The sequence below is a fragment of the Microbispora sitophila genome, assembly GCF_014892245.1.
Taxonomy (GTDB): domain Bacteria; phylum Actinomycetota; class Actinomycetes; order Streptosporangiales; family Streptosporangiaceae; genus Microbispora; species Microbispora siamensis.
In genome coordinates, this window is sequence record NZ_JADBGC010000006.1 from 238,802 (window position 1) to 265,469 (window position 26,668).

A 26,668-nucleotide genomic window follows, 5' to 3' on the forward strand; every position below is an offset into this window, starting at 1 on the left:
GCCCGTGGGATCGGGACAGGGCACCCGGGTCCGGGTCGACCCGGACTGCGAGCGCGGGCCACGCCTGACATTCTTGCCGGGCGTGTCTTATGGGGCCGTGTCTTATGAAGCCTCGGGGACGGTCAGGCGAGGTCGCGGAGACGCCGTCCGCCGGCACGGCGGGGCGTCGAGACGCCGCCTAGGCGGCGACCATGTCCTTGACCTCGGGGAAGCCCTCGAACTCCGGCCCTGACGGGACGGTCTCGGGGATGGGCAGGCGCTCGTGCTCGGGCAGCTCTGCCAGCACGGGGGCGGCCTGCAGTTCGGCCAGCGCGAACTGATCGGACACCTCGCGCAACACCTGGGACAGCGGGACCCCGAGCGCGCCACAGATCGAGGCGAGCAGCTCGGAAGAGGCTTCCTTCTGACCGCGCTCGACCTCGGACAGATAGCCGAGTGAGACACGCGCCAGAGTGGAGACCTCGCGAAGGGTGCGATTCTGCCGCACCCTCAGCCGCCGCAGTACGTCACCGAGCAGCTGACGCAGCAGGATCATCTGTCGCTCCCTCCCCAAGGGGGGCGCCTTCACGACGCCTCTCGCGGTGGGCTCATGTCGCCCCTTCTTCATCTGCCCTTCGTACATACGCCTCGCCGTCATCATGGGTTCGCTCGGCCCCTTCGCCGGGCGTGCGCCTGTCTTGCTCCTCGCCGATGGCTCACGGACCTCACTCACAGCTCCACCGTACCTGTAGAGGGCGACACCGCGGCAGACCGAGGCGAGCATGTTCGCTGGGGACGTAACGCGGTAATCACCCCGAATGTTCCCCCAAATTTGCCTTCAGCACACCTTCCAGCAGGGTCAACGCCTCCTGACAGGTGGCAGTCCTGATCGTGTCCCTGTCTCCGGTCAAGCGCAGGTCGCGATGCCAGAGGCGCTCTCCCGGTCCGGCCAGGGCGACGTGGACCGTGCCGACCGGCTTGCCGTCCTGGGGATCGGGGCCGGCGACCCCGGTCACCGCCAGGCCGTAGTCGGAGTCTGCGAGCTTGCGCACTCCGGAGGCCATGGCCGCGGCCACATCGGGGTGCACCGCCCCCTCCCTGGCGAGGAGATCGGACGGGACGCCGAGGAGGCTCGCCTTGAGGTCCGTGGCGTAGGCGATCACCCCGCCCCGGAAGGCGGCCGAGGCCCCCATCGGACCGGTCATCGCGGCCCCGATCAGGCCGCCCGTGAGCGACTCCGCCACGGCGACCGTCGCGCCCTGACGGACCAGCAGGGACAGCACCTCGCTCGCCACACCCATCATCCGCTTCGCGCGCTCCTCGCCACCTGCCGCAGCCGCACCGCCCGCACCACGTAGTCGGCCCCGGTCCCCACCGTGACCACCAGGGCGAGGCCCATGGCCGCCCACCTGGCCAGGTCGGGCACACCCGGCACGATGTAGAGGGCGATGGCCACGATCTGCAACACGGTCTTCACCTTGCCCCCGTAACTGGCCGGGATAACCCCGTGCCGGATCACGAGGAAGCGCAGCAGCGTCACCCCCGCCTCGCGGGCGATGATCACCACGGTGACCCACCACGGGATCTCACCGAGGTACGACAGGCTGAGCAGCGCGGCACCGATCAGCGCCTTGTCCGCGATCGGGTCGGCGATCTTCCCGAAGTCGGTGATCAGCGCGTACTTCCTGGCGAGCCAGCCGTCGAGCTGGTCGGTGAGAGACGCGAGCAGGAAGACGCCGAGGGCCGCCAGGCGCCAGCCCTCCCCCTCGACGAACAGGAAGACGGTGAAGACGGGGACGATCGCCAGCCGGGCGATGGTCAGGGCGTTCGCGATGTTCCAGGTGCTGACGCGCCGCACCGTGCCTTCTCCGGCGCCTTCTCCCGCGCCCTCTCCGGCCACACCGGCGGACGGCGGCTCGGGCGCCGTGAGGCCGTCGGCCTGCGGGCCGCTCCGCGGCGCTCCCGGCTCCTCCGCGGTGCGCGGCGCCGGGCCGGCGGACCCGATGTCCGGCTGCCCGGAGACGCCTGACGCCGCCTGCGGAGCGGGCGCCGGGGCCGCCACCGGCGCGGCGGGCACGGCGGCGACCGGCGGCGCCGCGGGCTCCGGTGTCATCTCGCCCGGCCCCGCCACGTCCACCGGCGGCTCACCGCGCTCCGTCATGTGCCTGCCTTGATCCGGGCGATGAGGTCGACCCCCTCGGAGTCGACGGCGACCGCTTGGACGATCTGGCCGGGGACCAGGCCGATCCCCTGGACCGTGACCGCCCCGTCCACCTCGGGCCCCTGGTGCGCCGCCCGGCCCTCGTATCCGCCGTCGCCGAGGTCCTCCTCGATCAGGACCTCCAGCTCGGTGCCGATGCGTTCCTCGGCCCGCTGGGCGGTCAGCTCCTCGGCGAGCTCGGTCAGGATCGCGACCCGCTCGTCGATCACGTCCTGGTCGAGCTTGCCCTCGAAGCCGTACGCCTCGGTGCCCTCCTCGTCGGAGTAGCCGAAGACGCCGATGACGTCCAGCCTGGCCTCCTCGAGGAAGCCCACCAGCTCGTCGAACTCCTCCTGGGTCTCGCCCGGGAACCCCACGATGAAGTTGGACCTGATGCCCGCCTCGGGCGCGCGGTCGCGGATCTGCGCGAGCAGGTCGAGGAACCGCTTGGGGTCGCCGAAGCGCCGCATCCGCCGCAGCACGGTCCCGCTGGCGTGCTGGAAGGACAGGTCGAAGTAGGGCGCGACCCCCTCGGTGGAGGCGATCACGTCGAGCAGCCCGGGCCGCAGCTCGGCGGGCTGCAGGTAGCTGACCCGCACCCGCTCGATGCCCTCGGTCGCGGCCAGCGGAGGCAGCAGCTTCTCCAGCGCCCGCAGGTCGCCCAGGTCCTTGCCGTACGACGTGGAGTTCTCGCTGACCAGCACGAGCTCCTTGACGCCCTGACCGGCCAGCCAGGCGGCCTCGGCGAGCAGGTCCTCCGGCCGGCGCGAGACGTACGAGCCGCGGAAGGCCGGGATCGCGCAGAACGTGCAGCGCCGGTCGCAGCCCGACGCGAGCTTCAGCGAGGCCACCGGCCCGGAGCCGAGCCGCTTGCGCAGCATGCGCGGGCCGCTGGCGGGGGCGACGCCCTCCGGCAGCGGGTCCTCCTGGGCGTGACCGGGAATGTGGGCACGGGCGGCCGAGCGCTCCACCGGCGTGATCGGCAGGAGCGTGCGGCGGTCCCGCGGCGAGTGCGGGACCAGCGGTTTGCCCGCGAGGACGTCGTCGAGACGCTCCCCGATCTCGGCGTAGTCGTCGAAGGAGATCACAGTCGCCTCGGGCAGGGCGTCGGCGAGCTGCGCGCCGTATCGTTCGGCCATGCAGCCCGCCGCGACCACCTTCGCGCCCGAGTCGGCCGCGGCGAGCAGGGTGTCGATCGAGTCCTTCTTCGCCGAATCGATGAAGCCGCACGTGTTGACGACGACGATGTCGGGATCGTCGTCATCGGTGTGCCAGCCGGCGGCCTCCAGCCGCGCGGCCAGCTCCTCGGAGTCGACCTCGTTGCGGGCGCAGCCCAGCGTGATCAGCGATACGGTTCGGCGAGAAGACATGATGCGAACTACGGTATCGGCAGTCGGCGATTAACGGGGACTCGGGCCGCCCGCGTCGAAGGTCCGCCGGATCATCTGGCCGTCCCTGCCCGGCGTGCCGAGGTCCCTTCCGTTGACCTCCAGCCGGACCGCCCCCGCGTCTCCGATGGTCACCCGCATCCGGTCCTTGGCCGAATAGGTCGTGGTCTTCCCCTCGGGCAGCGTCCCCTGGAAGATCTCGTGGCCCTCGGCGTCCCGCAGGTTGAGGTAGGCCGGCTTGCGCGCGGTGACCTTCACGACCACGAGGCCGGGCGCGACGGCCTCCTCGAGGGTCTTCCTCTCGTGGCCCTTCTCGTGACGCGAGTGCGCGTGCGGCGCGGTCACCGGGAGCTGGGCGGCCGTCGGGCCCGCCTTCCCTCCGGATCCCCCGAGGATCCGCGCGACGACGACGACCGCGACGATGGCCAGGGCGACCGCGACGGCCTTCGTCCAACCCGGGGCCCTGCGGGCCCGCTCGCCCACGTCGCCCCTGAACACCGCCGACGCCTTGACCGGTGACGCGTTGTCGGCGTTCTCCTGCTCGTACTGCCGCAGGATCTCGTCCGGGTCGAGGCCGAGGTCGGAGGCGATGGTCCGGATGTGCCCGCGCGCGTAGAAGTGGCCCACCGAGAAGTCGTCCCGCTCGAAGCGTTCGATGACGGTCTCGCGGATCCGCGTCCGCTCGCTGAGCTGACGCACGGTCAACCCGGCGCGCTCACGGGCTTCGGCCAAAACAGCACCAACGCTCATCGTTCCGCCCCCCTGTCTTCAACCGCACCGTCTTCCAGCTCGCCCCACGATGCGTAGTTAGTCACATTCAATCAGCAACTGACTACGGAGGGTACCCACGTGTGGACTCCGAGCAACTCCCCTGTCACCCTCGCGACGCGGTTTCAGGGCGAGACGACAGGAACGCGGCTCTCATCCGCCCGCGTGCGGGTCGTGGGCGACGATCTCCAGCCGGGCGATCCGCTCCGCGTCGCCGAGGTCGAAGCGGTAGTCGAGGTCGACGGGGCTGCCGGGGAACGTTCCCTCCAACCGGCAGGTCACGATCGTCCACCCGGCCACGCCGCCGGCGCGGGCGGACAGCGGCGTCACGGTGTAGGTGTACTCACCCGCGACGCGATCGAGCCACCTCGCGATCTCGCCTGTTCCTCGGTAGTCGCGTCCGTCGTCGGTGACGTGCGCGGACTCGGCGAAGCACACGATCGCGGCGGCGCGGTCGCCGCCGGTGGTCAGGCTCATGTAGGCGCGCACGGCGTCCGGGCAACCGGCGAGCGGCGAGTTCGTCATGGCGGGTCCTTCCGATGGTCGCGAGTTGAGCGGTCGCCTCTTTCGCAAGGCGGGGTGATCAGATGGTGGGGATGGCGCCGCCGGCGACGACCTCATGGCGGTCTTCCAGCGAGAAAGCGTCCAGATGGGGCATGATTCTCCCGATCGGAGTTACTTCGATCTTAGCAGTGACAGGTGACTGCTACCATAGCAGTAACTCGACTCAAGGATGGACATGGTCAGCAAGATCAGGCTGGAAGATCGCGAATGTCCGCTGTCCGCGACGTTGGGCGTCGTCGGCGAGTGGTGGACGGTGCTGATCCTGCACGACTGCTTCGACGGCTACACCCGGTTCGACGAGTTCCAGGCCAACATCGGCCTGTCGTCGAGCATGCTCACGGCCCGGCTGAAGAGCCTCGTCGATCGCGGCATCCTGGAGCGCAGGCCCTACCAGGAGCGGCCGGTCCGGTACGAGTACGTGCTCACCGACCTCGGGCGGTCGTTGCGGCCGGTGCTCGTCGCGCTGGCCGCGTGGCGCAACGCGCAACTGGCCCCGGAAGAGCGGTCGATGATCCTCGTCGACGCGCGGACCGGCCGGGAGGCCGAGCCGGTGGTCGTCGACGCCCACACCGGCGAGCGGGTCGACGGCCCCGGCTACGTCTTCGCGGCCGGACCCGCGGCGGGACCGGTCATGCGGCAGCGGTACGAAGGCGTGGCGCACCGGCCCGCACCCGAGGCCGCCTTCCAGGCGGGTGCGACGGAGAGCCCGGCGCCAGAACCGGCCTGATCACGGACGGCACGTCCGTGGTCAGAGCCGGCGTTCAGCCGGTCTCCCCGCGCAGCTCGGCGAGCAGGCCGGGCAGGTCGTCGGGCTTGACCAGCACCTCGCGGGCCTTGGACCCCTCGCTGGGGCCGACCACGTTGCGGCTCTCCAGCAGGTCCATCAGCCGCCCGGCCTTGGCGAAGCCGACGCGCAGCTTGCGCTGGAGCATGGACGTGGAGCCGAACTGGGTCGACACGATCAGCTCTGCGGCCTGGATCAGCAGGTCGAGGTCGTCGCCGATCTCCTCGTCGATCTCCCGCTTCGCGGCGGCGGGCGCGGCGACGTCCTCCCGATACTCGGCCTGCATCTGGGCCTTGCAGTGGGCGACGACCTCCGCGATCTCCTTCTCGGAGATGAACGCGTTCTGCAGCCGCATCGGCTTGCTCGCGCCCATCGGCAGGAACAGCGCATCGCCCTGCCCGACGAGCTTCTCGGCTCCCGGCTGGTCGAGGATGACCCGCGAGTCGGCGAGCGAGGAGGTGGCGAACGCCAGCCGCGAGGGCACGTTCGCCTTGATCAGGCCGGTGACGACGTCCACGGACGGCCGCTGCGTGGCGATGACCAGGTGGATGCCGGCGGCCCTGGCGAGCTGCGTGATGCGGACGATCGAGTCCTCCACGTCGCGCGGCGCGACCATCATGAGGTCGGCCAGCTCGTCCACGATCACCAGCAGGTAGGGGTACGGCTGGTAGACCCGCTCGCTGCCCGGCGGCGGCACCAGCTTGCCCGCGCGCACGGCCTTGTTGAAGTCGTCCACGTGCCGGAAGCCGCTGGCCGCGAGGTCGTCGTAGCGCCGGTCCATCTCGCCCACCACCCATTCGAGGGCCTCGGCGGCCTTCTTCGGGTTCGTGATGATGGGCGTGATGAGGTGCGGGATGCCCTCGTACGAGCTGAGCTCGACCCGCTTGGGGTCGACCAGCACCATGCGGACCTCGTCGGGCGTGGCTCGCAGGAGGATCGAGGAGATCAGCCCGTTGATGCAGGTCGACTTGCCCGCGCCGGTGGCGCCCGCGATGAGGATGTGCGGCATCTTGGCCAGGTTGGCCACGATGGTGCGGCCCTCGACGTCCTTGCCGAGCCCCACGATCATCGGGTGGTGGTCGGCCTGGGCCACGGACGAGCGCAGCACGTCGCCCAGCGAGACGAGGTCCTTGTCCGTGTTCGGGATCTCCACGCCGATCGCCGACTTGCCCGGGATCGGGGACAGGATCCGCACGTCGGCCGACTTCACCGCGTACGCGATGTTCTTGGTGAGCGCGGTGACCTTCTCGACCTTGACGGCCGGGCCCAGCTCGATCTCATACCGGGTCACCGTCGGGCCCCGGGTGAAGCCGACCACCTGCGCGTCGATGGCGAACTGCTCCAGCACGCTGCTCAGCGCGTCCACGACGACCTTGTTGGCCTTGGTCTGCGGCTTGGGCGCGCTGCCCGGCCGCAGCAGCGCGAGGTCCGGCAGCGTGTACGGCCCCTCCTGGCTGGACAGGACGAGCTGCTCCACCTTGCGCGGCGCGGGGGTCGGCAGCGGAGGCTGCGGCGCCGGCTTGGGTATCTCCGGCTCGGTCGGCTCGGCCGACTCCACGACGTCGTCCACCAGGCCGGGGACGATCTCCGGCGAGTGCTCCTTCTCCGACAGCACGGGCGTGTCGTACGGCTTGACGCCGTCGCCGCCCGCGGTTTCGCGCCCGTCGCCCTGCTGCTTGCGCGTGCGCTTCTTGGCCGGGGCGGGGGCCTTGCGGGGCTCCCCGGTCTGCTCCGGCCGCTGGAAGAGCATGTGCTGGATCTCGGCGAGGCGCTCGGGGATGCGGTGGACCGGGGTCGCGGTGATCACCAGCAGGCCGAAGCCGGACAGCATCACCAGCAGCGGGATCGTGATGAACGCCGGCAGGATGCTCGACGGCGGAGCCGAGACGATGAAGCCGATCATGCCGCCCGCCGCCGACACGTTGTCCATGCCGTCGTTGGGCCCTCCGGAGGGGTACGGCGTGCCGTGGGCGACGTGCACGATCCCGAGTATCCCGGCCAGCAGCGCGGTCCAGCCGATGCCCATCCTGCCGGTCTCGGCGTTCTGGTCGGGGTGGCGCAGCAGCCGCCAGGCGAGCACCGCGAGCAGCACGGGCACCGCCCAGGCGAGCGATCCCACCGTCCCGCGCACCACGGCGTCGACGAACGCGGCGAAGCCCGTCTTGGTGTCCCGCCAGGTCAGGGCGGCGAGCACGATGGCGCCCGCGAGCACCGACAGACCCTGCCCGTCGCGGCGGTGCACGGGGTCGAGATCGCGGGCGCCCTGCCCGAGTGCCCGCGCCGCCGCGCCCACGCCGTTCGCCACCAGCATCCACATGCCGATGACGAGCTTGCCGATCACGAGGAAGAACCAGCTGATCGGGTCCTGGCCGGTGGCGACCGGCCGCTTGGGCGCGGGCCTGGGCGCCGCCCTGCCTCGGGAACCCGCCGGGGATCGCTTCGGGGAAGCCGTACGGGAACCGGAGCGCGACGCGGGGCGCTTGCCGGACCCCTGTCCGGACGTACGGGTGGCCATGATGCCGAAGTTACCCCGGATGCGGGCGATTACCGGGGCGGCGCGCCGGGAGGCCGCCCCATGGGTCGCTGCTCTATGGGGCGCTGCCCTTTTGGGTGCTGCCGGAGTCCCGCCGTCCGTCGAGGAGCGAGATCACCCGCCTGCGACCGTCTTCGCCCGCCGGCACTTCCAGCACCAGCAGGAGATCGGGGTGCTCCGCCGGACGCAGCTGGAACATCTCCAGGTCCAGCCGCCCGACCTCTGGGTGGTCGATCGCGACCGTCGCGGGCCTGAAGCGGCGGACCGGGTAGTCCGCCCACCACTCGCGGAATTCCGGGCTGACCTCGGTCAGCTCCGCCACCAGCGCCGTCAGGGCGGGGTCACCCGGCCGGCGTCCCATCGCGGCGCGGAACTGGCTGATCAGGGCGCGGGCGGCGGGTTCCCAATGGACCATCCGGGCGCGGTTGCCGGCGTCGGTGAACATCATCCACAGCAGGTTCCGCCTGCCCGGCGGGAGCGTCAGCGGATCGTGGCGGAGCAGGGCGTAGGGGGTGTTCCAGGCCAGATAGTCGAAGCACGCGTCGTACACGGAGGCGGCGTTCGGGGTGGCGGCGTCCACCAGGCGCCGCAGCCGGTCCCGTGGCCGCTCCCCCTCGCCGGACGGCGTGTCCGGCGGGGCCAGGCCGGCCAGTTCGCGCAGGTGGCGGTGTTCGTCGGGGTCGAGCAGCAGCGCACGGGCCAGCGCGTCGATCACCTGCGCCGACGCCGAGATGTCCCGTCCCTGTTCCAGGTAGGTGTACCAGGTGACACCGACGCCCGAGAGCTGGGCGATCTCCTCGCGGCGCAGGCCGGGGGTGCGGCGCAGGGCCGGATCGCCTTCCGGCAGGCCGACGTCGGCCGGACGCAGGCGGGCCCGCCGGGCGCGGAGGAACGCGCCGAGCTCGGCCCTGCGGTCCGACGCCCTGGCGCGGCGGCCGGGCGCGTGACTGGCAGCACGAGTGCCAGGACCGCCGGACGCCGTCTCGTTATCGTGGCGTCCATGATCCTTCACACCGCGAGTCTGCCACGGAGGTAGGCGTCATGAGCGATCCCGTACTGGTGGTCGGCGCCACGGGCCGGCAGGGTGGCGCCACCGCGCGGCAACTGCTCGCCCGGGGCCGGAGCGTACGCGCCCTGGTGCGCGACCCGGGCTGTTCCGCCGCGAAGACCCTGGAAGAGTCGGGGGCGGAACTCGTCGTGGGCGACCTCGACGACGAGGCGGCGCTGCGCCGAGCGATGCGGGGCGTGGACGGGGTCTTCCTGGCGCTGACCATGATGCAGGGCCCGAGGATCACCGTCGAGGGCGCCGCCGCCGAGGAGGGGCGGGGCCTGACGGTGGCCCGGCTGGCCGCGGAGATCGGCACGGGACACCTCGTGTACAGCTCGGTCCCCGGCACGGACGCCCCCTCCGGAATCCCCCACTTCGAGAGCAAGGCACGGATCGAGCGCGAGATCCACGCGCTCGGGATCCCGGCGACGATCCTGCGCCCGGTCTCCTTCATGGAGAACTTCGCCACCTACAACCGGCCGGTCCTGGAGGACGGCACACTGGTCGTGAGGCTCCCCGCGCAGCCCGGCAAGCCGATGCAGCTGATCGGCGTCGAGGACATCGGCGTGTTCGCCGCCCTCGCCTTCGAGCGCCCCGGCCGGTTCCTCGGCCGCACCGTCGACCTGGGCGCCGACGAGCTCACCCCGTCCGAGATCGCCGCGACGTTCGGCCGGGTGTGCGGCCTGCCGGCCCGCTTCGAACGGACGCCGATCGAGCAGGTGCGCGCGTTCGACGAGTGGGTGGCCCGGATGTACGAGTTCTTCGACGAGCGCCCGTCCGCACAGGTCGATCTGCGGGCCCTGCGAGCCGAGCACCCAGGCCTGATGACCTTGGAGACGTGGCTGCGCGCCACCGGCTGGAGAGCGTGAGGCCGACACTCCGCCGCCCCGTCCCCGGCTCCGCCGCCGGGGGCGGAGCCCGTCAGTAGGCGCGGCGCTGACGCATGGCGGAGCGCTCGATGCGCTCGCGCGCCTCCAGCAGGCAGGAGGCGATCTCCTTCTCCCGCTGGGGCGTGAGGCGCGGGATCGGCACCGAGCAGCTGATGGCGTCGCGCGGCGGGTCACTGATGTGCAGCGCGACGCCGAAACACCGCAGCCCCTCGGTGTTCTCCTCCCGGTCCACCGCGTAGCCCTGCTTGCGCACCCGGCGCAGGTCGACCAGCAGTTCCTCGGCGTCCACGATCGTGTGGGCCGTCAGCGAGGGCAGCTCGGCGGGCAGCATCGCGCGCACCTCGTCGTCGTCCCTGCTCGCCAGGATCGCCTTACCGAGCGACGTGGTGCTCGCCGGCAGGCGGCGGCCCACCCGGGAGAACGGCCGCAGGTAGTGCCGCGAGGCCCGCGTGGCGAGATACACGATGTCGAAGTGGTCGAGACGGGCGAGGTGCACCGTCTCCCCCGTGACCTCGGCCAGCCAGTCCAGGGCGTCGTGCGCGAGCTGGACCACCGGGTCCCCGTCGATGTACGTCGCCCCGACCAGCAGAGCCCGCATGCCGATCCGGTAGAGCGTGCCGGTGACGTCGGTCTCGATCCAGCCGAGGTCGACCAGCGTGCGCAGCAGGGCGTGCAGGCTGCTCTTCGGATAGCCCAGCTTGCCCTGAAGGTCGGTGAGGCTGTGCAGTCCGGGATACTGCGCGAAGAAGTCGAGCAGCTCGACCGTCCGGAGTGCCGACTTCACGTGCGGCACGGGTTCCGCCATGTGTACCTCCCTGACCCGCTGTACGCCTCCTATTGTGAGCCGGTTCCCCAGGAGGCGACCGTCCGGGAGGCGATGTAGTCCATATCCAGATCATCCCCCAGTCCGGGAGTGTCCGGCATCCGCACCTTTCCGTCGGCGAGCGGGTCGACGATCGACCGCAGGTGCGGGGCGGGCGTGTCGTAGTCCGAGTGCGGGTGCAGCAGCCCCCGCTCGTACCACTGCCCGCACAACGTGGCGCCGATCACGGCCAGGGCGCCGGAGCCGTTGCCGTGGATCTCGCAGTCCATGCCGAACGACTCGGCCAGGTGGACCGCCTTGATCGCCGGGATGATCCCGCCGGAGCCGACCACCCCGACCCTGAGGATGTCACAGGCCCCCGCGGCCACCCACTCCGCCCGCGCCATGTGCTTGCCCCAGGAGGTCTCCGGCCCGAGGATCGGCGTCCTGAGCTGGTCGGCGAGCCATCGGTACGACTGCACCGACGCCTCCTCCATGGGCTCCTCGTACCACGCGAAGTTCAGCTCGTCGAGGGCCCTGCCGAGGGCCAGGGCCTCGGAACGGGAGTACCAGTGGTTGCTGTCGAGCATGAGCGCGACGTCCGGGCCGACCGCCTCCCGGACCGCGGCGCACGCCTCGATGTCGCGGTCCACGCCGTACGCCATGGGCGGCATCCAGGTGTGCAGCTTGATCCCGCGGTAACCGCGGGAGACGAGTTCCTTGGCGAAGGCGGCGTAGTCCTCGGGGGTGGCCAGGCCGCCGGGGATGTCGTCGCCGCACATCGTGCTCGCGTAGGCGGGCACCTCGGAACGGGCGCCGCCGAGGAGCTTCCAGACCGGCAGCCCGAGCTTGCGCCCGGCGAGGTCCCACAGGGCCTGGTCGACGGCGCTGAGCGCCCGGTCGGACAGGTTGCCCTGGGCGCCCCGCTGCCGGCGGGCGACGCGGTGCCACAGCCGCTCCCGGTCGAGGCTGTCCTGGCCGATCAGCGCCGGTCCGATGTGACCGGTGATCACCGCCTCCCTGACGGTGTCCGGCGCCGCCAGGCAGTATCCGGTCGTGCCGTCGCTGTCGGTGACGGCCAGCAGCGCCTCCCGCACCTCCCGGGGCGGGCCGGGGTGCCGGTGGCCGTGCCCGTCCACCACGGACTTGGTGACCGTGGTGAAGACCGTGACGATGACGCGTTCGACGACCGCCATGGACTCTTCCTCTCTCTCGCTGCTGGAGGGGCCGGAGGGCCGGTGCGCGGTCAGGGACGCACCGGCCCGGTCCCGGGATCCGGCGGCGGTTGTCAGCCGCCGGTCGCCTTCTTCCATTCGGCCTGGGCGTCGGTCAGCTTCTGCGCCAGGGTGTCGAGGAACTCCTGGGGCTTCATCTGGCCGAGCAGCACCTTCTGGAAGAGGGGCTCGGTGTCGGCCTTGGTGATGGAGGAGAACTGGGGCAGGTAGTAGGGCGGGGACACGACCTGGGTGTTCGGGTCGTTCAGCGTGTCGACGGCCGTCTTCAGGTGCTCCAGGCCCTGCAGCCAGGAGTCGCCCTGCGCCTCGGTGTTGGCCGGGATCTGACCCGTCTGCTGGTTCCAGTAGCTGTTGCTGTCGTGGGAGACCAGGAACTCCACGAACTTCCAGGCGGCGTCCTTGTGCTCGCTGTTCTTGAAGACCGCGAAGCCGTCCACCGGGTTGGCGACGATGGTCCGCTTGCCGCCGGGGCCGGTCGGCAGCGCGAAGGCGCCGATCTTGTCCTTCCCGTGCGCCTTGACGTGGTCGTTGTAGGAGCCCAGGTTGTGGTGCATCATCGCGATCTTCCCGGTGCCGAACGCGGCGACCATCTTCGGGAAGTCGTTGGTGACGTCGGCCTCCGGGGTGTCCTTCTTGTACAGCCCGGCCATCTTGGTGAGGAACTCGACGTTCTTCGGGTCGTTGACCGTGCTCTTGCCGGAGGCGTCGAAGAACTGGGCGACGCCCGAGTAGGAGTACATCTCGGCGAGGATCTGGAAGATCGAGCCGGCGCCGCCGCGGATGGTGTAGCCGTACTCGTCGGGCTTCTTGGTCAGGTCGTCGGCGTCCTTGAAGAACTCGTCCCAGGTGTTCGGCGCCTGCTGGAGCTTGTCCTTCAGATACCACACCACGTCCATGTTGGAGGTGTTGGGCACCAGGTAGAGCTTGCCGTCGGGCACGGTCTTGCGGACCGAGTCGAGCATCGGCGTGGCCAGCTTGCCGTTCACCGAGCTCTTGGCCAGCCACTCGTCCGCCGGCTCCAGCGCCTGCTGGCCGGTCAGGTTGGCCAGGTACGACGTGGTGACGCCGCCGACGTCGGGGGTGTCCCCGCCCGCGACGGCGGTGTCGTACTTCTGCTGGACGGAGGCGATGGGGACGCCGACGTACTCGACGTGGATCGAGGGGTTGGCCGCCTCGAACCGCTTGATGAGCTCCTGGTAGATCGGGGTGCGGGCACCCCCGTTGTTGTCCCAGAACGTGATGGTCGTCTTGCCGGAGCCCTCGTCGGAACCCGAGTCCGATCCACATCCGGTAGCGGTGACGGCGAGGACGGCGAGCGCCGCCCCGGCCACTTTCATCTTCATGGTTCCTCCTGCATACGACAGGCTGGGGGGTCGCTATCCCTTGACCGCGCCGGCGCTGATGCCGTGCACGAGATAGCGCTGGACCACTGCGAACACGCAGACCACCGGCAGGGCGGCGACGACGCCCCCGGCCGCGAGAGCCCCGAAGTCGGCGCTGTACTCCCCGATCGTGTAGCTGAGCCCGACGGGGATCGTGAAGCTGTCCTGCTTGCTGACGAACATCAGCGCGAACAGGAAGTTGTTCCACGTGTGGATGAAGGCGAACGACCCCACGGCGATCAGGCCGGGCCGCAGCTGCGGCAGCACGATCGCGAGGAAGCCGCGGAAGCGGGTGCAGCCGTCGACCATCGCGGCCTCCTCGACCGTGAACGGCACGGCCGAGATGAACCCGCTCATCAGGATGATCGACAGGGGCAGGTTGAAGACGGTGTCGGCGACGATGAGGCTGGCCAGGCTGTTGATCAGGCCGAGCGACTTGAAGATCGAAAACAACGGGATCAGCATCATCGCGCCGGGGATGAACTGGGTGCACAGCAGCACGACCATGAACAGGCCCCGGCCGCGGAACCGGTAGCGCGACAGCGCGTACCCGCCCATGACCGCGATGACCGTGGTGAACAGCAGCGACCAGACCCCGACGATCACGCTGTTCTTGAAGAACACCGCGTAGCCGATGTCGTTCCAGACGGTCTCGAAGTGCTCGAACGTGATCGGCCAGGGCACCGGGTCGGTCGATCCGGCCGGCCGCAGGGCGAACACGAGCATCCAGTAGAACGGCACGAGGGTGAAGACCAGGTACATCCCGAGGGGGACGTAGAGCCGCAGCACCCGGCCGGGATCGCGCCTCTTCCGTCGGCGGGCCCCCGCGGGCACCGCTCGGGTGCGCGGGCGGGTCATCACGTCGGCGCTCATTGCGAAACCCCTCGCCTCTTCATCGTTCCTCGCCGAACCGGCTGAGCCGGAGGTAGAGGATGGAGCAGAACAGCAGGATCACGAAGCCCGCCATCGTCAGCGCCGAGCCGTACCCGAAGTCCTTGGAGTCGACGGCCCGCTGCGCGACGTACAGCGGCAGCGTGGTCGTGACCTGCGCCGGGCCGCCGCCGGTGAGCGTGTAGAGCAGGTCGACGTTGTTGAACTCCCAGACCCCGCGCAGCAGCGTGGCCAGCACGATCGCGTCCCGCAGGTGCGGCAGCGTGACGTGGAGGAAGCGCCTGATCCGCCCGGCGCCGTCCACCGCCGCCGCCTCGTAGAGCTCGCCCGGGATGCCCTGCAGGCCGGCGAGCAGGAGGATCGCGAAGAACGGCACGCCACGCCACAACTCGGTCACCACCACGGCGGGGAAGACCGTGTCGGGGTTGCCGAGGACCGCCGCCTCGGGCTGCCCGAGGAAGCGAAGCACCCCGGTGCTCGGCGTGTAGAGCAGGATCCAGATGCCCGTCGTCAGCACCCCGGAGACGGCCCAGGGCGAGAAGACGAGCGACCGGGCGAGCCCCCTGCCGATGAAACTTTCATTGACGATCAGGGCCAGGGCCAGCCCGAGGATCAGCTGGAGGCCGATCTCGGCGACCACCCATTTGGCGGTGAAGCCCAGGCTGTGCCAGAAGACCTCGTCCTCGAACAGCATCCGCCGGAAGTTGTCGAGACCGGCGAAGCCGTCCGCCCATGGCCGGGTGAGGTTGCGGTGCTGCAGGCTGTAGTACGCGACGCTGGCGATCGGGTAGACGAGAAACGCGGCGATGAGCGCGACCGTCGGTGAGATCAGCAGGTACGGCACGGCCCTGCGGCGCATCGTCGTCACCGGCGCATCTCCTCTGCGACTTTTCCCGAACTACGTTCAAGACATATTCCTGAACGCGGTTCACAAACGTGGACGGATCAACGGTGATGTTCGGGCCTCGGTCCTGTCAAGAACCCGTGTCCTATTCGAAACATTCACCCTCTCGGGGCCGCGCGTCTTGACCACGCGCCGCCGCACACCGTACGGTCCGGGTGTTCACAAGCATGAATCTGGTTCAGAAGGATGACGGAGGAAGCCGGTGACATTCGACGGCCTGCTGTTCTTCCCGGTCACGCCGTGCGACGGGGGGGAGCGGCTCGACCTCGAGGTGTTCCGCCGGCATGTGCGGCAGGGCGTCGAGGCGGGGTGCGGCGCGGTGTTCGCCTGCTGCGGCACCGGCGAGTTCCCCTCGCTCAGCCTGCGCGACTACGCCGCCTGCGTGGCCGCCGCGGTGGAGGAGGCGGCCGGGCGCGTCCCGGTGGTCGCCGGGACCGGCTACGGCACCGCGATGGCCCTGGAGTTCGCCAGGGCGGCCGAGGACGGCGGGGCCTCGGCCCTGCTCGCGCTGCCGCCCTACCTCGTGCAGGCGGGCCAGGACGGCCTGCGCCGCCACTACGAGGCGATCGCGGACGGCACCCGGCTGCCGGTCATCCTCTACCAGCGGGACAACGCCGTCTTCGAACCGGAGACGGTCGCGGCGCTCGCGCAGCACCCGGGCGTCATCGGGCTCAAGGACGGCCACGGCGACCTCGGCCTCATGCGCCGGATCATCGAGGCCGCCCCGCCCGGCATGCTCTACTTCAATGGCCTGCCGACGGCGGAGCTGTCCCAGCTCGGCTACCGGGACCTCGGAGTGGTCCGCTACTCCTCCGCCGTCTTCTGCTTTCTCCCCGACCTCGCCCTCGCCTGCTACCGGGCGCTGCGGGACGGCCGCGACGACATCGCCAACCGTCTGATCGAGGGGTTCTACCGGCCCCTGGTCGACCTGCGGCGCGAGGGCCCGGGGTATGCCGTCTCGCTCATCAAGGCGGGTGTGCGCCTGCGTGGTCTGGACGTGGGACCCGTCCGCCGGCCGCTGTCCGATCCCAGCCCCGAGCACCTCGACAGGCTCGCCGCGCTGATCGACCGCGGTCTCGCCCTTCTCGAAGAACTGGAGCGGTCGCCCAACCCGGCCTGAGCGCCGGTGACGCGTACGGACTCGTCTCGGGGGAGCGACCGCGGAACGGAGACAGTCATGCCCGGAAGATCCTTATTCGTGTCGGCCGCCCTCGCGGTGACGGCCGCCGTCCCCCTGCTGGGCGCGGGCCCCGCCGGGGCGGCCACCCCGCCGGCCGGGAAGCCGGTCGATCTCGGGCGGCAGACGCTGCCCGCGGGCGACGGCTGGGCCTCGGCCGGCACCGGCACCACCGGCGGCGCGGCGGCCCCCGTGTCGAACATCCACGTGGTCACCGACCGCGCGGGCCTGGCCGCGGCCCTCGCCTCCCCCGGGCCCCGCATCATCTACGTCAAGGGCGCCATCGACGTCGACAAGACCTGCGCGGACTTCGCCACCGGCGGCTACACGCTGGCCGGCTACCTCGCGGCGTACGACCCGGCGGTGTGGGGCCGCGACACCGAGCCGTCCGGGCCCATGGAGGACGCGCGGGCGGCCTCGGCCGCGGCGCAGACGAAGTACATCAAGCTCAAGGTGCCGTCCGACACCACGATCGTGGGCCTGCCGGGAGCGACCATCCGGCACATCAACCTGCACGTGGACAAGGCCGACAACGTCATCATCCGCAACATCCGGTTCGAGGACGCGGCCGACTGCTTCCCCCAGTGGGATCCCACCGACGGCGCCGAGGGCAACTGGAACTCCCTCTACGACAACATCTCGGTCACCGGCTCGACCCACGTCTGGATCGACCACAACACGTTCACCGACGGGGACAACCCCGACTCGAACCAGCCGGTCTACTTCGGCCGGCCCTACCAGGTGCACGACGGGCAGTCGGACATCACCAGCGCGTCCGACTTCGTCACCGTGTCGTGGAACAAGTTCTCCGACCACGACAAGACGATGCTGATCGGCTCGACCAACAACCCCGCCAACGACCGGGGCAAGCTCAGCGTCACCGTGCACCACAACGAGTTCTTCGGCAACCTCCAGCGGCTGCCGCGCGTGCGGTTCGGCAAGGTGCACGTCTACAACAACTACTACCAGGTGCCCGACGCCGAGCCCTTCGAGTACGCGCTGGGCGTGGGCGTGGAGTCCCAGATCTACGCGGAGAACAACTACTTCCGGCTGAGCCGGAGCGTGGACCCGGCCGACCTGCTCTACAACTGGGGCGGCACGGCGCTGACGGCCAAGGGCAACCTGCTGCGGGTCGGCGGCAAGGAGCAGCCCATCGACCTGGTCGCCGCCTACAACGCGAAGTACGACCCCGACCTCGGCGCCGACGCGGGCTGGACGCCGACCCTGCACACGGGGGTCGACCCCGCGGAAACCGTGCCCAGGGAGGTCTCCCGGCACGCCGGGGCCGGCGAGATCCACTGACGGCCGGCGGCGCGCGGCCCCTGTGGACCCGGAGGGGCCGCGCGGTCTCCGCGGCACGCCTCATGCGAGCAGGCGGAGCCCGAGCTGGACGCACAGCTCGAGCTGGTCGTAGAAGACCTCGCTGCAGTCGATCAGACCGCCCGCGATGTCGAACAACCAGCAGGAGCGCACGCTGACTCGCCGCCCGGTGGCCTCGACGACCTCGCCCGTGGTGAGCGGGAACGGGCCGGCGTGCGTGCCTGTTCCCACGGCGGCCGCGGCCACGGCGGCGTCTGTGACGATCTTCTGCCACACCGTGAGGCGCACGTCGGGGAACGCCTGCCAGATCAGCACGTGATAGGACGCGACCTCCGAGTGGCCGTCGAAGGGGCCGCCGGGCCCCACCGCCCGCGGGACCGAGCTGTAGCAGCCCATGACCGCGTCCAGATCGTGGGTGTTGTACGCGCTGAAATATCGGTCCACCACGTCGACCACGGCGAGACCCCCCGACTCTCGCACCTGGGAGTCCAGGTTATCGAGACGCCGTTCTCTTCCTCCTCGTCCGGGTCCCGGCTCCGGAGCCGGGACCCGGACGAGGAGGACCCGTCAGACGCGGAAGCGGCCGTCCACACGCTGCGGCACGCCGAGGGGGTTGTCGTCACGCAGCTCAGGCGGCAGCAGATCGTGCGGCCAGTCCTGGTACGCCACGGGGGTCGTCCACCGCCTGATCGAGGCCGCGCCGACGGAGGTGTGCGCCGGGGTCGTGGAGGCGGGCCAGGGGCCGCCGTGGTGCATCGCCCAGCAGACGGCGACGCCCGTGGGCCAGCCGTTCCAGATGAGCCGCCCGGCCAGCCGGCGCAGGACCGGCACGAGATCGCGGGCCTCCTGCGGCCCGGCCGCGTGGACGGTCGCGGTCAGCGACCCCGGCAGCCGCCGCAGCACGGCGGGCAGGTCGGCGGGGTCGCGGTAGCGGACGACGATCGCCGACGGGCCGAAGCACTCCTCCCCCAGCTCGGGCAGCCCGTCCGCGAACGCCTCCAGGTCGGCGGCGAAGACCTGCGGGGTGATGCCGTCCACCGCGACCCCGCCGGCCAGCACGGTGAGCCGCTCGGCCAGCCGGCCGGACGCCCGCAGGTAGCCCTCGCGGATCTTCTCGGTCAGCATGGGCCCGCCGCTGGTGGCGGCGACCGCCTCGGCGACGGCCTGCTCGAACCCTCCCTCCGCCGGGACGAACATCAGGCCGGGGTTGGTGCAGAACTGTCCCACCCCCAGCGTCAGCGAGGCCGCGAACCCGGAGGCCACCGCGGCGGGGTCGGCCGAGGACAGCACGACGACCGGGTTGACGCTGCCGAGCTCGCCGTAGAACGGGATGGGGTCGGGCCGCTCGTCGATCAGCCTCTGGATCGCCTTCCCGCCCGCGAGCGAGCCGGTGAAGCCGACCGCCGTGACGAGCGGGTGCTTCACCAGCGGGGCCCCCGCCTCGAACCCGTGCACGAGCCCGAGCAGGTCGGGGTCGGGCAATGCCTGCCGTACGACGGAGGCGGTCAGGTCGGAGGTGCGGGGATGGCCCTCGTGGGCCTTGACCACGACCGGGCAGCCGGCCGCGAGCGCCGACACCGTGTCGCCGCCCGCCACCGAGAACGCGAAGGGGAAGTTGCTGGCCGCGAAGACGGCCACGACGCCGAGCGGGTGGTTCATCCGGCGCACGTCGGGACGCGGCGGGGTGGCGCCGGGGTCGGGGTGGTCGATCACCGCCTCGACCCATCCGCCGTCCCGCAGGACGTCGGCGAACAGCCGGAACTGCGCGGCCGTACGGGCGATCTCGCCGCGCAGCCGCGCCTCCGGCAGCCGGGTCTCCTCCGCGGCGGCCGGCCACAGCTCCTCGGCGTGCTTGAGCAGCGCGTCGGCGACGCCTTCGAGCACGGTGGCGCGCTCGGCCGGGGGCGTCGCCCGCCATCCCTCGCCCGCCGCGGCGGCCCGCTCGACCGCCGACCGGACGGCGTCGTTCACGTGGTCGGTCATCCTCATCCCCCCGCCGAAAGGTTCTCGACGTCGTAGCGGGGGCCACAGAAGGCCCCGCCGACCAGCGAGTGCGGCAGCTGGCCGAGATCGGGCTCGCCGTGCTCGGCGATCAGCTTCTCGGCGTAGACCTCCGAGTCGTCCTTGGGCTCGTAGCCGATGGCCCGGCCCTCCTCCAGCGACCACCAGCGGCGCGTGTTGGCCGACACGCCCCACACCACGTGGAAACCGTCCGCCGCCAGCGACGCCTCGGCCAGCCGGGCGCAGTCGTCCGGGGACAGCCAGGTCGACAGCATGCGCACGTCCCTCGGCTGCTCGAAACACGAGCCGATGCGCAGGCAGGTCACCTGGATGCCGTACCGGTCGTGGTAGAGCGAGCCGAGCGCCTCCTTGGTCACCTTGCTCACGCCGTAGAAGGTGTCCGGGCGCGGGAACAGGTAGTCGGGGGCCTCGCCGGCGCTGCGCGGGAAGAACCCGACCGCGTGGTTGCTGCTGGCCAGCACGACGTGGCGCACTCCGGCCCGCCTCGCGGCCTCCAGCACCACGTAGGTGCCGTTGATGTTGACCTGCAGGATGTCCGCCCAGGGCTGTTCGAGGCTGTGGCCGCCCAGGTGCAGCACCGCGTCCACGCCGTCCATCGCCGCGTCCATCGCCTCGGGGTCGGTGATGTCGGCGGTCACCGCCTCCTCGCCCGGCCCCGCCTCCAGCGGGACGACGTCGAGCAGGCGCAGCACGCGCCCCTCCCTGGCCAGCCGGGGTCGCAGCAGGGTGCCGACGCCGCCCGCCGCGCCGGTCATGAGAATTCGCATGTGCCTCCTGTCGGATCGGCCCTGCAATAAGGCGCGGCCCCGGTGACGGGGATCCGGTGCCCGCGCCGGTGCGCGGCGCTCCGTGATCGTCCGCGCGACGTACGGACCGTGTCAATGCCGAACGGCGCCAGTCTCGCAGCAATCCCCAACTGTTCACAACTACGGGCATGATTCACATATCTGACCCGACATCGCTTCTTGACCCAACTGTTGCCAATTTCTACGGTCTTGCTAGCAAGAGAACGCAATTGCAGAGTCGATCATCGCGCTTCCGGCCTTCCGGCGGCAGTTCACGCGCGGGCTGACCAGCGGCGCGGCCGAAGGCCGACCAGGTTGACTTTCGTGAGATCACCCGGCTAGCTTCGTGGACATATTGAAGAACTTTGTCCATGTATGTGGACACCCTAGGGAGTGGGCGGATGCAGCTCGACGGCGTTCTCTTCTTTCCGGTCACACCGTTCGGCGCGGACGGTGAGCTGGCCGAGGACGTGCTGGCCAAGCACGTGACGCGCGGCGTCGCCGAAGGAGCCGGCGGGGTGTTCGCCGCCTGCGGCACGGGCGAGTTCAACGCGCTGGGCATCGACGAGTACGCGCGGGTGGTGCGGATCGCCGTCGAGTCGGCGGGCGGGCGGGTGCCCGTCCTGTCCGGCGCCGGCGGCCCGCTCCCGTTCGCCCGAGAGTGCGCGCGCAGGGCCGCGGAGGTGGGCGCGGACGGCCTGCTGCTGCTGCCGCCCTACCTGGTCAGCGCGCCCGCCGACGGGCTGGTGCGCTACGTCCGCGAGGTCGCGGCCTCCACCGACCTGCCGATCATCGTCTACCAGCGGGCCAACGCCCGCTTCACGGCCGCCGCCGCGGCGGCGCTGACCGAGATCCCCAACGTCGTCGGGTTCAAGGACGGGCTCGGCGACATCGACGCCATGCAGCGGATCGTGCTCGCCGTACGGGAGGCGACCGACCGCGACTTCACCTTCTTCAACGGGCTGCCGACGGCCGAGATGACGGTACCCGCCTACCGGGGGATCGGCGTGAGCCTGTACTCCTCCGCCGTGTTCTGCTTCCTCCCCGAGGTGGCCCTGGCCTTCCACAAGGCCGTGACCGCCGGGGACGACGACCTCGTCCGGCGCCTGCTCGCCGGTTTCTACCGCCCCCTGGTCGAGCTGCGCGACCTCGTGCCCGGCTACGCCGTCTCGCTCGTCAAGGCGGGCGTCGCCCTGCGCGGCCTCGACGTGGGCCGGGTGCGGCCGCCGCTGGTCGACGCGGCCCCCGAGCACGTCGCCCGGCTGGAGAAGCTGATCGCGACCGGACTGGACATCGTCGGATGAGGAGCCGGATGAGGATTCGCGAGATCAACGTCACGCCGGTCGCCTTCCGCGACCCGCCGCTGCTCAACGCCGCCGGCGTCCACGAGCCGTGGGCGCTGCGCACGGTCGTCGAGGTCGTCACCGACGAGGGGCTGACCGGCCTCGGGGAGACCTACGGCGACCTCGACCACCTCGTGCGGGTGCGGGCCGCCGCAGAGGCGTTGATCGGCCACGACGTCTACGGCCACAACGCGATGTACGCCACCGTGGCCGGTCTCGTCGGGGCCGACGTCGTCACCGACCTGCACGGCCTGACCGGCACCTCCTCGCGGGCCAAGACCGTCGACCGGATCTTCTCCCCCTTCGAGGTCGCCTGCCTGGACATCCGCGGCAAGGCCGTGGGCCGGCCCGTCGTGGACCTGCTCGGCGGCCGGGTGCGCGACGCCGTGCCGTACAGCGCCTATCTGTTCTACAAGTGGGCGGGTCATCCGGGCGCGCCGGAGGACGGCTTCGGCGCCGCACTCGACCCCGAGGGGGTGGTCGAGCAGGCCCGCCTGCTGATCGGCCGGTACGGCTTCCGCTCGATCAAGCTCAAGGGCGGCGTGTTCCCGCCCGAGCAGGAGGTCGAGGCGATCCGCGCGCTGCGTGAGGCGTTCCCGGAGCACCCGCTGCGCCTCGACCCCAACGCCGTCTGGAGCGTGGAGACCTCGATCCGGGTGGGCCGCGAGCTCGACGGCGTACTCGAATACCTGGAGGACCCGACCGAGGGCATCGAGAACATGGCGCGGGTCGCCGCCGAGGTGCCGATGCCGCTCGCCACGAACATGTGCGTCGTCACCCCCGAGCACATCCCGCCGGCCGTACGCCAGGCAGCCATCGGCGTGCTGCTCACCGACCACCACTACTGGGGCGGTCTGGTGCGCTCTGCGCACATCGCCACGCTGTGCGAGACCTTCGGCATCGAGCTGTCCATGCACTCCAACTCCCACCTCGGCATCAGCCTGGCCGCGATGACCCACCTGGCCGCCGCCACCCCGGCGGTCACCCACGCCTGCGACACCCACACCCCCTGGCAGGACGGCCAGGACGTGGTCGCCCCATCTTCGGGCGGTAAAGGCGCGCTGCGGTTCGCAGACGGCGCGGTCCCGGTGCCGGACGGCCCGGGACTCGGCGTGGAACTCGACCGCGACGCCCTCGCAATCATGAACGAGCAGTATGAGAAGTGCGGGGTCCGCTCCCGCGACGACACGACGTACATGAGGTCCGTCGACCCGTCCTTCTCCGCACGGAGGCCACGCTGGTGAACGTCATCTACGCCTATCCCTGGGACATCGTCGGCGACCCCGGCGCCGCCGCACGCCTCAAGGCCCTCGGCGTCGACGCCGTGGCGCTCGCGGCGTCCTACCACACCACCCGCGCCGCGACCCCCGCCCATCCGGCCCACCGGCTGGTCGAGGCGCGGCACGCGGCCTGCTACGTGCCCGTACGCGAGGAGGCGTGGAAGGGCCACCGGCTGGTGCCAGGAACGCCGTCGTGGATGGACTCCCCCGACCCGTTCGGGGAGGCCAGGGACGCCCTGCGCGCCGCCGGATTGCCGGTGCAGGCGTGGACCGTGCTGACCCACAACACGCTGCTCGGCTCGGCCAACCCCGACCTGGTCGTCACCAACGCCTTCGGCGAGCCCTACCCGTACGCGCTGTGCCCGGCGGCGGCCGACGTGCGCGACTACTGCCGCACGCTGGTCCACGAGGTCGTCGAGGTGGGCGACCCCGACGCGCTGATCCTGGAGGCGTGCGGCGCCCTCGGGTTCCGCCACGGCGGCCACCACGAGAAGACCGACGGCGCGGACTGGTCGCCCGCGCAGATCGCGCTGCTGTCGCTGTGCTTCTGCGCGGCCTGCGTACGCCGTTACGAGGCGGCCGGGCTGGACGTCGCCGAGGTCCGCGCGCGGGTGCGGGCGGGCGTCGACGGCGCGCCGGGCTCGGTCGAGGACGCGCTCGGCGACCTGGCCGGCGCGATGCGCGACCTGCGCACCGGTCTCGCGGGCGAACTGCGCGACCTGCTGCTGGCCGAGGCCAGGGCCGTGCGGCCGGACCTGAAGATCGCCCTGCACGCCAACGCCGACCCGTGGGCGACCGGCCCGTTCGCGACCGTCCCCGAGGGGGTGGACGTCGACCTGCTCGTCGGCAACTGCTGGAACGCGCCCGAGGTGGACGAGGCCGGGCTGCGCGCCCTGGGCCGGCTCGGCCCCCGGGTGGGCGCGTACGTGCTGGCCCTGCCTCCACGCCCGGCGGACGGCGCGGCGCTGTCGTTCCTGGCCGAGGCCTACACGGCGGCCGGCGCCGCCGAGATCCACTGGTATCACGGCGGCCTCGCCTCCACGGCCCGGCTGAAGGCGATCGCCGAAGCCGTCCGCCGCTGACGACGCGACTGGCGCGGCCCGGCGGCCCAGGCTTCTTTGTCGTGATTTGTAGCTATGAAAGACGTACCCGGCCATGTGCCTGGGCACGGTGGGGAGGACCGGTAGCAGAGGCATCAATGACAGGTTGTCGGCCGTAGGGTTCCGGTGGGACTCCGGCGTAAGCCCGTGACGGGCGAGATCGCATCGGAGCGCTCGGACTCCCGGCAGCCCGGGGGTCCGAGCGATGAACGAACGTTCAGACACCACCCCGTCGTTCTTATCCGTCGCACCCGTCCGAGGGCGGCCACCCGTCGAGGACACGGACCGGGAAGAGTTCGACTACGTCATCGTGGGGTCGGGCGCCGGCGGCGGGCCCGTCGCCGCGAACCTCGCCGAGGCCGGCCACACCGTCCTCCTGCTGGAGGCCGGTGGCCGGGAGGAGAGACTGTCGTGCGAGGTGCCCGCCTTCCACGCGCTGGCCACCGAGGACGAGTCACTGCGATGGGATCTCTTCGTCCGGCACTACGACGACGACGTGCGGCAGAGACGGGACACCAAGTATGTCGCGGAGCACGACGGCATCTGGTATCCGAGGGCCGGGACGCTGGGCGGCTGCGCCACTCACAATGCCATGATCACGGTCTGCCCGCACGCCTCCGACTGGGACACGATCGCCCGGTTGACGGGAGATGAGACCTGGCGGGACGACCGCATGCGCCGGTGGTTCCAGCGGCTGGAGCACTGCACCTACGTCAGGCGCCCGTTGCTGTCTCCGCGCAATCCCAGACTGGCCGCGGCGCTGGAACAACTGCCGCTGGTGCCGAAGACGATCGTGAACAGGGGCCGGCACGGGTTCGACGGCTGGCTGAGCACCTCGCTGGCCGACCCGCGGCTGGTGCTCCGGGACGAGCGGCTCCTCCAGATCATAATTGAGGCCGCCGGACACGTGCTCGCCGAGACGCTCGGACGCCCCCTGACGATCTTCGAAGGCCTCGACACGTACTTCGACCCGAACGACTGGCGGGTGCAGGGCGGAGCGCCACAGGGGCTGTGGATGGTGCCGATGTCCACCAGTGGCGGCAGGCGCGCCGGCGTACGGGAGCGCCTCGGCGAGGTGCGGGCCCGGCACCCGGATCGGCTCGTCGTACGATCCGCCGCTCTGGTCACGCGCGTTCTCATCGACGAGACGGGCACCGCGAGGGGGGTCGAGTTCCTCGACGCGCGGCACGCGTACCGAGCGGATCCGCAGGCGGACGCGGGCGGGCCTCCGCCCGCGGCCCGTCAGGTCCTGGCCCGCCGGGAGATCGTCCTGTCGGCCGGGGCGTTCAACACGCCGCAACTGCTGATGCTGTCCGGCATCGGACCGCGGGAAGAGCTCGAACGGCACGGCATACCCGTTCGCATCGACCTTCCGGGCGTGGGCGCCAACCTCCAGGACCGATACGAGGCCGGGGTCGTGTTCGAGATGGACGAGGACTTCGCCCTCATCGAGAACTGCGGCTTCGAACCGCCGGGGCCCGGCGTCCCGGAGGACAGATGCCTGGCCGAGTGGCGGAACGGAAAAGGGGTGTACACCTCGAACGGAGCGGTGATCGGGGTGACGGCCAAATCGCGGCCCGGCCTCCCGGTTTCCGACCTCTTCCTGTTCGGCCTCCCGGCGTTCTTCCGCGGTTACTATCCCGGCTATTCCCGAGATCTCCAGCGGAACCGGCGATTCTTCACCTGGGCCGTGCTCAAGGCACACACCCGCAATGCCGCGGGACGGGTGACCCTCCGCGGCGACGACCCACGTGATCCGCCCCGGATCTCCTTCCGGTACTTCGACGAGGGCGACGACCGCGACGGGTCGGACCTGGACGCCGTCGTCCACGGGATCGAGCTGGCCCGCCGCATCATGGAGCGGACCGGGACCGGCGTGCGTGGGGAGGTGCTTCCCGGGAAAGCCGTGCGCGGCGCCGAGGAACTGCGGCGCTTCGTCCGCGACGAGGCATGGGGCCACCACGCCTCCTGCACCGCACGGATCGGGCCACCCGGCGACCCCATGGCGGTGGTGGACAGCCGCTTCCGCGTTCGCGGCATCCGGGGACTGCGCGTCGTCGACGCATCCGTCTTCCCCCGCATCCCGGGGTTCTTCATCGTCACCGCCGTCTACATGATCGCAGAGAAGGCGAGCGCGGCCATCCTCGCCGACGCCGCCGACGCGCTCCGCACCCGTGCGGGGTTCCGCGCCCACGGCGGCTGACCGAATTCGGCGGGATGTTCCGAAAGAACGAGGCAGAAAGGGTTCCTGCGATGACCGACGTCCGAGAAGC

24 protein-coding genes are annotated in these 26,668 nt (G+C 71.1%); 8 read left to right on the plus strand and 16 right to left on the minus strand.

Annotated features, from left to right (window positions below; genetic code table 11):
- Nucleotides 1–178 precede the first annotated feature (178 nt).
- From IL992_RS13220 to IL992_RS13245, 6 genes are all read right to left on the minus strand, one after another.
- Nucleotides 179–535, minus strand: coding sequence for a helix-turn-helix domain-containing protein (locus IL992_RS13220; RefSeq protein ID WP_079311978.1), 357 nt, complete (start codon nucleotides 533–535; stop codon nucleotides 179–181).
- Between the two features lie 253 nt (nucleotides 536–788).
- On the minus strand, nucleotides 789–1,283 hold the full coding sequence (locus tag IL992_RS13225; RefSeq protein WP_193203632.1) for a CinA family protein: 495 nt from the start codon (nucleotides 1,281–1,283) through the stop codon (nucleotides 789–791).
- Nucleotides 1,280–2,140, minus strand: a complete 861-nt coding sequence (gene pgsA / locus IL992_RS48325; protein WP_319018525.1) for a CDP-diacylglycerol--glycerol-3-phosphate 3-phosphatidyltransferase — start codon at nucleotides 2,138–2,140, stop codon at nucleotides 1,280–1,282. The genes IL992_RS13225 and pgsA overlap by 4 nt, the downstream gene beginning before the upstream one ends.
- Entirely contained in the window at nucleotides 2,137–3,549 is a 1,413-nt protein-coding gene (gene rimO / locus IL992_RS13235; RefSeq protein ID WP_193203633.1) for a 30S ribosomal protein S12 methylthiotransferase RimO, read from the minus strand. Before rimO ends, pgsA begins: the two co-directional genes overlap by 4 nt.
- Nucleotides 3,550–3,579: 30 nt before the next feature.
- Nucleotides 3,580–4,317 (minus strand): helix-turn-helix domain-containing protein, encoded by a 738-nt coding sequence (locus IL992_RS13240; protein ID WP_193203634.1) that lies wholly within the window; start codon nucleotides 4,315–4,317, stop codon nucleotides 3,580–3,582.
- A 171-nt stretch (nucleotides 4,318–4,488) separates the two neighbouring features.
- Entirely contained in the window at nucleotides 4,489–4,860 is a 372-nt protein-coding gene (locus IL992_RS13245; RefSeq protein WP_193203635.1) for a nuclear transport factor 2 family protein, read from the minus strand.
- Between the two features lie 214 nt (nucleotides 4,861–5,074).
- Between IL992_RS13245 and IL992_RS13250 the strand changes: the two genes are divergently transcribed.
- Nucleotides 5,075–5,626: a winged helix-turn-helix transcriptional regulator gene (locus IL992_RS13250; protein ID WP_193203636.1), complete on the plus strand. Its 552-nt coding sequence runs from the start codon at nucleotides 5,075–5,077 to the stop codon at nucleotides 5,624–5,626.
- 34 nt (nucleotides 5,627–5,660) lie between these two features.
- Here the strand turns inward: IL992_RS13250 and IL992_RS13255 are convergent, their stop codons facing one another.
- Nucleotides 5,661–8,198 (minus strand): FtsK/SpoIIIE family DNA translocase, encoded by a 2,538-nt coding sequence (locus IL992_RS13255; RefSeq protein WP_193203637.1) that lies wholly within the window; start codon nucleotides 8,196–8,198, stop codon nucleotides 5,661–5,663.
- A 73-nt stretch (nucleotides 8,199–8,271) separates the two neighbouring features.
- Nucleotides 8,272–9,228, minus strand: coding sequence for a helix-turn-helix transcriptional regulator (locus tag IL992_RS48330; protein ID WP_193203638.1), 957 nt, complete (start codon nucleotides 9,226–9,228; stop codon nucleotides 8,272–8,274).
- A 29-nt stretch (nucleotides 9,229–9,257) separates the two neighbouring features.
- Between IL992_RS48330 and IL992_RS13265 the strand changes: the two genes are divergently transcribed.
- A complete protein-coding gene (locus tag IL992_RS13265) occupies nucleotides 9,258–10,133 on the plus strand; it encodes an NmrA/HSCARG family protein (protein ID WP_193203639.1) in 876 nt (291 codons plus the stop codon).
- Between the two features lie 52 nt (nucleotides 10,134–10,185).
- Here IL992_RS13265 and IL992_RS13270 read toward each other — a convergent pair whose 3' ends face one another.
- The 5 genes from IL992_RS13270 to IL992_RS13290 all read right to left on the minus strand — a co-directional run bounded on the left by IL992_RS13270 (nucleotide 10,186) and on the right by IL992_RS13290 (nucleotide 15,323).
- Nucleotides 10,186–10,959: an IclR family transcriptional regulator gene (locus IL992_RS13270; protein WP_193203640.1), complete on the minus strand. Its 774-nt coding sequence runs from the start codon at nucleotides 10,957–10,959 to the stop codon at nucleotides 10,186–10,188.
- Nucleotides 10,960–10,988: 29 nt separating this feature from the next.
- On the minus strand, nucleotides 10,989–12,152 hold the full coding sequence (locus IL992_RS13275) for an enolase C-terminal domain-like protein (RefSeq protein WP_193203641.1): 1,164 nt from the start codon (nucleotides 12,150–12,152) through the stop codon (nucleotides 10,989–10,991).
- 92 nt (nucleotides 12,153–12,244) lie between these two features.
- Entirely contained in the window at nucleotides 12,245–13,534 is a 1,290-nt protein-coding gene (locus tag IL992_RS13280) for an ABC transporter substrate-binding protein (protein WP_193203642.1), read from the minus strand.
- 33 nt (nucleotides 13,535–13,567) lie between these two features.
- Nucleotides 13,568–14,446: a carbohydrate ABC transporter permease gene (locus tag IL992_RS13285; protein WP_193203643.1), complete on the minus strand. Its 879-nt coding sequence runs from the start codon at nucleotides 14,444–14,446 to the stop codon at nucleotides 13,568–13,570.
- A 19-nt stretch (nucleotides 14,447–14,465) separates the two neighbouring features.
- Nucleotides 14,466–15,323: a carbohydrate ABC transporter permease gene (locus tag IL992_RS13290; RefSeq protein WP_193203794.1), complete on the minus strand. Its 858-nt coding sequence runs from the start codon at nucleotides 15,321–15,323 to the stop codon at nucleotides 14,466–14,468.
- A gap of 247 nt (nucleotides 15,324–15,570) precedes the next feature.
- On the opposite strand from IL992_RS13290, the gene IL992_RS13295 reads away from it, so the two are divergent.
- Together IL992_RS13295 and IL992_RS13300 are read left to right on the plus strand one after the other, a co-directional pair.
- Nucleotides 15,571–16,488, plus strand: coding sequence for a 5-dehydro-4-deoxyglucarate dehydratase (locus tag IL992_RS13295; RefSeq protein ID WP_193203644.1), 918 nt, complete (start codon nucleotides 15,571–15,573; stop codon nucleotides 16,486–16,488).
- 57 nt (nucleotides 16,489–16,545) lie between these two features.
- Complete coding sequence (locus tag IL992_RS13300) at nucleotides 16,546–17,847, plus strand: pectate lyase family protein (RefSeq protein WP_193203645.1); 1,302 nt, start codon at nucleotides 16,546–16,548, stop codon at nucleotides 17,845–17,847.
- Between the two features lie 60 nt (nucleotides 17,848–17,907).
- On the opposite strand, the gene IL992_RS13305 is transcribed toward IL992_RS13300, so the two are convergent.
- The 3 genes from IL992_RS13305 to IL992_RS13315 form a co-directional block, all read right to left on the minus strand.
- Nucleotides 17,908–18,345 carry a nuclear transport factor 2 family protein gene (locus IL992_RS13305; RefSeq protein WP_193203646.1) on the minus strand — a complete coding sequence of 146 codons (438 nt, stop codon included), beginning with the start codon at nucleotides 18,343–18,345 and terminating at the stop codon, nucleotides 17,908–17,910.
- A gap of 87 nt (nucleotides 18,346–18,432) precedes the next feature.
- On the minus strand, nucleotides 18,433–19,848 hold the full coding sequence (locus IL992_RS13310) for an aldehyde dehydrogenase (NADP(+)) (RefSeq protein WP_193203647.1): 1,416 nt from the start codon (nucleotides 19,846–19,848) through the stop codon (nucleotides 18,433–18,435).
- 2 nt (nucleotides 19,849–19,850) lie between these two features.
- Nucleotides 19,851–20,654, minus strand: a complete 804-nt coding sequence (locus IL992_RS13315; protein ID WP_193203648.1) for an NAD-dependent epimerase/dehydratase family protein — start codon at nucleotides 20,652–20,654, stop codon at nucleotides 19,851–19,853.
- A gap of 419 nt (nucleotides 20,655–21,073) precedes the next feature.
- Here IL992_RS13315 and IL992_RS13320 point away from each other — a divergent pair, with 419 nt between their 5' ends.
- From IL992_RS13320 to IL992_RS13335, 4 genes are all read left to right on the plus strand, one after another.
- On the plus strand, nucleotides 21,074–21,976 hold the full coding sequence (locus tag IL992_RS13320; protein ID WP_193203649.1) for a 5-dehydro-4-deoxyglucarate dehydratase: 903 nt from the start codon (nucleotides 21,074–21,076) through the stop codon (nucleotides 21,974–21,976).
- Between the two features lie 8 nt (nucleotides 21,977–21,984).
- A complete protein-coding gene (locus tag IL992_RS13325; protein ID WP_193203650.1) occupies nucleotides 21,985–23,259 on the plus strand; it encodes a glucarate dehydratase family protein in 1,275 nt (424 codons plus the stop codon).
- Nucleotides 23,256–24,377 (plus strand): hypothetical protein, encoded by a 1,122-nt coding sequence (locus tag IL992_RS13330; protein ID WP_193203651.1) that lies wholly within the window; start codon nucleotides 23,256–23,258, stop codon nucleotides 24,375–24,377. Before IL992_RS13325 ends, IL992_RS13330 begins: the two co-directional genes overlap by 4 nt.
- A gap of 223 nt (nucleotides 24,378–24,600) precedes the next feature.
- Nucleotides 24,601–26,598, plus strand: coding sequence for a GMC family oxidoreductase (locus tag IL992_RS13335; RefSeq protein ID WP_193203652.1), 1,998 nt, complete (start codon nucleotides 24,601–24,603; stop codon nucleotides 26,596–26,598).
- Nucleotides 26,599–26,668 lie beyond the last annotated feature (70 nt).